Raw genomic sequence first — 7087 nt, 5'->3', positions numbered from 1 at the left:
CCGTACACGCTCCCTTACCCCCCCGCGTCGCACCGTGTTAGGCGCCGCTGTTCCGCGGGTGGGGCCCGCGCACCCGGCCATTTAACCCCGGCCCCGCGGGGGGGGTGGGGGCCCCCCCCACCCGCGCCGGTTCCACTGAACCCCTCCAGGCGGAGCGGGAAGCGCGCACCCGCAACCATCCCGGCAACCCCCGCCCGAAAAACCCTGGAATAGGTTTCACTTCCGCAACCGGTACACGACGAGACAGGATTTCCGTCAAGCCCGGCAAAAAAACGGGCGGTCGAACAAGAACGGAGAATCCGCCATGCACCTTCCCGCGCTTTTCCGCGCAGCTGGAACCGCCACCGTCGCCACGGTATTCGGAGCCGCACTCCTGCTCCCACTCATCGCGGTCAACCTCCCCGCGCTCCTAGTGATGTCGTTCAGCGCCACCGGGCACCGCCGCACCATCCAACTCGCACAGCTCATCGCCGACTGGACACAAGCATCCGCACAACCCCGGCAGACCCGCCGCCCGCGTCGATCCCACCCGCAACGGCCGGCCCGACCCCAGCAACTCCCGACACCCTCGACCACCCCGACCGGCCCGGCCCCGCACCGCCCCTCCCGCCGCACCAGGTCCCACGGCTGAACAGAGGAACCAGGGGTACAGACAGACCCCAACCGACGCCGTCCGAACCCGGAAGCGGCTGACCGCCTCGCCCACGCCGAAGGCCAGGAAAGGCGGGGGATCCCGGCCCCCGGAATCGGCGGCCGGTCAGGCCGGGCCGCCCGCAGGGCCCGCCAGCAGGCGCCGCAGGCCACCACGACCCGACGGCGCACCCCCCCAACCACCAGGAGAACAGGGGCGCGCAGAGAGGGATGTCGGATTTTCCGGCCACCTTGGTGGGCCCTGTGAGCTGCACGGATGCCACCCCGCGCCCGGGGCGGGGGCGCCGGCATCAGGAGCTACATCAGGAGTCACAGCAGGAGCCACATCGGGAGCTACATCAGGAGCTGCATCGGGAGGCCCGGGAAGGGCCGTTCCCGGGCCGTGTGGAGGCCGGACCGCACCCCTGGCCGGACGGTGCGTCAGGACCCCACGGTCGCCGCCCAGGGGCCGCCCGTGGGGCATCGGTCGGGCCAGGGGTGCGGTGCCGGATCCGGTCGGCGTCGACAGTCCAGCCGGGCCGGGGGAGGGCCTGGCGGAGGATCGCCGCCGCACCGGCCCGACTGGGCCCCGGGGGGCGTCCGGCGTTCGCCGGGCGCTCACCAACCATCACGGCCCCGCAGGGTCAGACCCCTGCCGACCGGACCGTCACCCACCACCGCCCCTCCACCTACCAGCAAGCCGGGGAAAGGAACGGACAGAAGGGGTCGTCGGATTTACCGGCCGTCCGAAAATGGCCGCTGAGCTGCGGAAACGCGCGGACGCGGCCGGGAGCGGCGGGGTACGTACGGTGGTACCTGCGGTGGTGCCGTCGGTGCCGCCTACGGTGGTACCTGCGGTGGTGTCTACGTGGAATCCGCGCGGTACCGGGGGGACCGCCGTGGGCCGGCCGGTCGGCGCGGACGGCTTCGTTGCACTTCCGGACGTGACTTCACCTCCCCGTCAGCAGGAACTTCTCGCCACGCCAGATCCTCTCGGACTGCGGGTAGACGACGAGGAGCCCGACGATGGGGTCGAGCTCGGTGAGATAGATCGGGGGCCTGTGGTTAGGGCGTGACGTCCAGCTCGGTGTACATGCCGGCCGTGTAGTGGCCGGGGAAGTTGCACACCAACTCGTAGCGGCCGGGCTGCAGCGTCACCGTGGTCCATCCCGTCGCGCCGGAGGTGATGCCGTCCCCGGTACCGGCGCCGCAGCTGCGCGAGGCCTCGCCCAGGCCGTCGGCCTCATCGACCCGCCCATCGGGACCGGCGGGGCGCTCTCCTGCGCTCTGGCCCGCCGGCAAGGGCAGCACGACGACCTCATGTGTGAGGGCTCCCGTGTTGAACACCCGCAGCGACACCGTCCCGGCCGCGACCGTGCCCGGGTGAGCCACCAGACGCATCATGCCCAGGCCCTGCCGGCCGGGGCCGCCGCTCATCGGAGTGCGTCCGCTGGGGCCGCCCATCATGCCCGGCCCCATGTCGACCGTGGTCACATCGACCACCTGGCCCGGCAGGGCCGGCGCACCACACCGCGCACCCGGTACCCGCCATGTCGCTGGTGCTGTGCTGCGGAAAGCGCCGGAGGTGGCGAGCAGCACTGTCGTGGCGATGCCGAGCACGAGTGCGGCCACCGCCCCGGCCCAGGCCACCCGCATCCGGCGCCGCCGGTCCGGACTCACCGGTGCTCCCGGAGCACCGCGAGCCGGCGTTTGTACTCGTCCTCGTCGATCTCCCCGCGGGCGAACCGCTCGGCCAGTACGTCCTCGGCTCGCCGGCTGGCCCGGCCCGGCTCACCGGGAGGTGGAAGCGGACCGGGCTGGCGGTCGCGGTGGGCGCTGGTGAGGTAGTGGACGAGCGCGATGACACCGGCGATCAGCAGCGCCCAGAACAGCACCATGAACACGCCCATGACGAGCCAGCCGCCCCAGCCCCAACCGCCGTACCACATCATGTCGATCACCGTCCTCGGCCGGTGAGCACGTCTCCCGACTCCAGTGTCCGTGCTGCCGCTACCACGCAGAGGGGCCATACGACCCCCTTTCCGGGGCCGAGCGCGTCCGGCGCGGGCAGGGCCGGCGGCTTGCGGGGTTCTGGTGCTGCCGATTGCCATGCCCTCAGGAGCTACATGCATTCGGCGCTGCGCCGGGAGCGACCGGCCAGGGCGGCCCCGGGTCGGCGCGGACGGCTGCGCCGGACGCGCAGAAGAACCACCGGCCCGCCGCGGTGGGACGACACAGATTTGACGCTGCTGGCGACACCGAGATGTCAGTACCAAAACGGCCTGTGCTCGATCAATACCAAAGTCGACGACGGCTGGCTGGCACTTCGCCCGGACCGCGCTCCTACGAGTGGCCGTCGCCCCAGAGTTCGGGCGACGGCAGTGGCGCGCCAGCGAGCCTGGTGCCGTGGCAAGGACCGGAGTGCAGGAGCGTGCGGCAGCCGTAGCCCGGCTCCAAACAGATGCGTCGCCGCTGACGGGGCGCCTGCCCCCAGGGCTGACCTGCGCGGATGCGGGCAGTCGCTGGAAGGGGCCCGCACCGCTCGGTGCACCGCACCGAGCACCCCATCCCGGGGCCCGGGCGAACCCGGCAGGCGGCGTCGCGGCGGCAGCCGAACGAAGGAATCCAGGGCGGACAGACCACAACCGACGACGTCTGCACCCCAGAAGCGGCTGACCGCCTCACCCACGCCGAAGGCCCAGGGTGGGCAATCCCGGCCCGGCATCGGCAGCCGGTCAGGCCGGCCGCCCGCAGGGCCCCGCCATCAGGCGCCGCAGGCCACCCGACCCGACGACGCACCACCGCCACCCCACCCCACCCCACCACCAGGAGGACAGGGGCGCGCAGAGAGGCTTGTCGGCTTTTCCGGCCACCTTGCTTGGCCCCCTGAGCTGCACAGATGCCACCCCGCGCCCGAGGCGGGGGTGCTCGCATCAGGAGCTACATCAGGAGTCACAGCAGGAGCTACGGCGTCGCCTCGTCCGAGCTCCCGCAACCCTGCGCGGCCTCTTCCACGGCTTCGGCGAAGGCGTGGGTCAGAGGTGTCGGCTCGGCGGTGCGCCAGACGAGGTCGGCGATCGACACCGCCATCAACAACGTCGTTGCCACCATCCCGGTCGGTACGAGGCCGTTCGGCGTCGCGGTCACCCCGGACGGCCGACACGCCTACGTCACCAACGAGGGCTCGGACAACCTGTCGGTGATCAATACCGCCACCAACGCGGTCACCACCAACATCCAGGTCGACGTCGCACCGTCCGGAATCGCGATCACCCCTGACGGCACGCGCGCCTACGTCGGCACGGACGGCCCGGTGGACGTGATCGACACCACCACGACCACGGTCTCCGGGACCGTGGCCACCAACGGCGCCACTGTCGGCGTGGCGATCGCCCTCGACGGCACACACGCCTACGTCGCCGCTCCCGGGGGCCCCAGAGCCGTCGATGTGATCGATATGACCACCAACGCGGTCACCACCACTGTCCCCGTGGGCAACAGCCCGCAGCAGGGCGCGATCACCCCTGCCAGCAGACCTTCCCTGACCATCACCAAGACCCACACCGCAACCTTCGTCCCAGGCCGGCAGGGCACCTACACCATCACCGTCGGCAACAACGGGACCGCCCCGACCGACGGCACCATCGTCAGGGTCCAGGACACCCTCCCGGCGGGACTCACTGCCGTCCGCCTCGTCGGCTCCGGATGGAACTGCGTGAGATCCACCCTCACCTGCACCCGCAGCGACGTCCTCAACCTCGGCAGCACCTACCCGCCCATCACCCTGTGGGTCCGCGTCTCGCGCACCGCCACCGGCACTCTCACCAACACCGCCACCGTCAGCGGAGGCGGCAACGGAACCGCCACCTCCACCGACCCCACCACCATCACCCCCCCGGTCACTGGCACCACTGCGACCACGACGGCCGGCCGCACTGCGACCACCACAGCTGAGGACACCCGCACCCGGCCCACCACGACAGCGACGACAGCGCGGGACTCCGACCGAAAGGCCCGCGCTGCCCCTTTGGAGCGGCGGGCCGGCGTCAGCGGCCGGGCGGCAGCCTCGGCCAAAGCTGCCACGCTCACCCACCCTGCGATCCACGTCGAGCAGGGTGCGCAGGATCGCGAAGTCACAGTGGAGCAGGAGCACTGGCACCTTCGCGCCGCATCGCGCAAACCAGGTCCGCGAACAACGAGCGGCGCCCGGGCAGCACGTGCTCGGCCTCCAATCAGGTTGACTTTCCCGCGGTTCGGTCTCAGCTGGTCCGAAGCCGGTGCGTCTCATTGGTTAGCTGGCTGAGAGTCGCCGGTCGGCGGCTTCACGGAACCGAGCGGCACACACGGGGCCCGCGTGGCATGGGGCCCAGGAGAGGTGGCAGCGAGGCAGCGCCTTCGTCTGCCGCTCGCGGTCGCAACGTGCGTGGTCGGATCGGGTCTCTCGGCTGTGAAAAGAGCCGTACTCCTCAGGAGGATCGATGCGTCAGGTGGTGGATGCCGAGCGGAGAGAGCTCGGCCGAATCGGCCGGGCACTGCTCGTACGACCCCGGTGGTCGCGTGCCTTGGCGGTGAGCGCGAGCGTGGCGCTCGCCACGGTGGGGGTCCCCGTTCAGACGGCGTACGCGGCCGGTCCGCCGTGCAACGGCGGAAGCTTCACCACCTCGCCCCCCACTTGTACCTACACGTCGGTGGGCGAGGACAGCTTCACCGTTCCCGCCGGGGTGACCCGCATCCACGTGGTCGTCGACGGCGCCAAGGGCACCGACACCGACAGCGTCGGCGGCGCCGGGGCGAGGGTCACCGCGGACCTCCCTGTCACGCCCGGCAGCACCCTGTTCGTCGAGGTCGGGACGGGCGGCGGCCTCGGCGGCAGCGCCCGCGGTGGCGCGGGCGGCGGCGCCTCGGACATCCGCACCTGCTCGGCGTCCTCCGTCAGCTGCGTGCTGACCGGTGACCCCCTGACGGACCCGCGCCTGGTCGTGGCCGGTGGCGGCGGCGGCGGTGGCGGCGGCACCAACCTGCCGCTCAGGCCCGGCGCCGACGGCGGCACCGGCCCCGCCAACTGCAACCCCGGCGGCGACGCCATCGGCGTCGGTGGTGCCGGTGGCGGCACCGGAGGAACGTGCACCAGCGGCGGAACCGGCGGCGGCAGCAGCGGCGGCGGAACCCCCGGAGGCAACGGAAGTCCGGGCATCGGCGGCAACGGCGGAAACTTCGGCTTCCCGTCCGGCGGCGGCGGTGGCGGCGCCGGCTTCTGGGGCGGCGGCGGTGGCGGCACCGGAAACAACACCGGTGCCGGTGGTGGCGGCGGGTCGAGCTTCATCACCGCGAACGCGACCAACTTCTCCACCGTGGCCAACCCGACCGGCACGCCCGCGGTCACCATCAGCTTCCCCGCCGCCCCGAACGTCACCACCACTCCCTCGCAGACCTCCGTCCCGCTCCGACGGCCGGTCACCGACCACGCCACCATCAGCGGCAACGGCCAGGGCGGCAACCCGGCGGCCGGCGGGGCGACGGTGACGTTCTTCGTCTGCGGACCGGCCGTGACCAGCTGCCCGAGCGGCGGCACCCAGGTCGGCGGCCCGGTCCCGCTGACCGCCACCTCGGCGACCACCGCCACCGCCACCTCCCCGAGGTTCCGGCCGACCGCCGCCGGCACCTACTGCTGGCGCGCCGAGTACTCGGGCAGCCCCAACTACGCCGCGGCCTCGGGCGACGGCAGCAACGAATGCTTCACCGCGCACCGCGGCGGCCCCTGGCACTGGTGAACCCCCGCCCGAGACCTGCAGCACAGATGACCCGCTCGACCACACCAACAGAGTGACCAACCACTGAGATCACAGTCGAGGGGCTGTCCGGCCACGGGGCGGTTTCTAGTGGTCGTCGCAACACGTAGTCGGTTGTCTAGGCCGCGATGAGTTTATGCAGACGCTCGGCTGGGGTTTCCCAGCCGAGCGTTTTGCGTGGGCGGCCGTTGAGTTCGGCGGCGACGGCGGCCAGGTGCTCGGGGCTGTGGATCGAGAGGTCGGTGCCCTTGGGGAAGTACTGCCGCAGCAGGCCGTTGGTGTTCTCGTTGGAGCCGCGCTGCCAGGGACTGGCCGGGTCGCAGAAGTAGACCGGGATGTCGGTGGCCAGGGTGAACAGGCCGTGTTCGGCCATCTCGGAGCCCTGGTCCCAGGTCAACGAGCGCACCAGGTGAGCGGGCAGGGTCCGCACGGTCTCCACCAGGGCGTCGCGCACCTGCTCGGCGGTTCAGCCGCTTGTGGAGCTCCCTCTCGCCTCCCTCCCGGGCGGCAGTGTCGAAGCGTGCCTTCCCACGTTCCGTGCAAGAGCAGCAGACCAGGCTCGCGCCGCCTCCATGCCGGACACCGCCTGGCCAATAGACGGGCACCCGCCAGGCTTATCCCGGACTCCAACCCGTGCGTCCGGTTTCGATGTCACTTAATGCAGTAAC

The 7087-nt window shown here is 71.7% G+C and carries 4 protein-coding genes and 1 pseudogene; 2 read left to right on the top strand and 3 right to left on the bottom strand.

Features of this window, described 5'->3' with window-relative positions; translation table 11 throughout:
• Positions 1-1695: 1695 nt before the first annotated feature.
• Positions 1696-2310, bottom strand: coding sequence for a hypothetical protein (locus ACH4J0_RS42600; protein ID WP_396246567.1), 615 nt, complete (start codon positions 2308-2310; stop codon positions 1696-1698).
• On the bottom strand, positions 2307-2582 hold the full coding sequence (locus ACH4J0_RS42595; RefSeq protein WP_396246568.1) for an SHOCT domain-containing protein: 276 nt from the start codon (positions 2580-2582) through the stop codon (positions 2307-2309). Before ACH4J0_RS42595 ends, ACH4J0_RS42600 begins: the two co-directional genes overlap by 4 nt.
• A gap of 1103 nt (positions 2583-3685) precedes the next feature.
• Between ACH4J0_RS42595 and ACH4J0_RS42590 the strand changes: the two genes are divergently transcribed.
• Both ACH4J0_RS42590 and ACH4J0_RS42585 read left to right on the top strand, forming a co-directional pair.
• On the top strand, positions 3686-4933 hold the full coding sequence (locus ACH4J0_RS42590; RefSeq protein WP_396246566.1) for a hypothetical protein: 1248 nt from the start codon (positions 3686-3688) through the stop codon (positions 4931-4933).
• A gap of 385 nt (positions 4934-5318) precedes the next feature.
• Positions 5319-6401 (top strand): hypothetical protein, encoded by a 1083-nt coding sequence (locus ACH4J0_RS42585; protein WP_396246565.1) that lies wholly within the window; start codon positions 5319-5321, stop codon positions 6399-6401.
• 136 nt (positions 6402-6537) lie between these two features.
• Here the strand turns inward: ACH4J0_RS42585 and ACH4J0_RS42580 are convergent.
• Positions 6538-6882: pseudogene (locus ACH4J0_RS42580) on the bottom strand (IS30 family transposase); the annotation flags it as partial.
• Between the last annotated feature and the right edge of the window lie 205 nt (positions 6883-7087).

It is taken from the genome of Kitasatospora sp. NPDC017646, assembly GCF_044329365.1.
Classification (GTDB): Bacteria; Actinomycetota; Actinomycetes; order Streptomycetales; family Streptomycetaceae; genus Kitasatospora.
The sequence above is the reverse complement of the archived record's forward strand: the minus strand, read 5'-3'. Positions and strand labels throughout refer to the sequence as shown.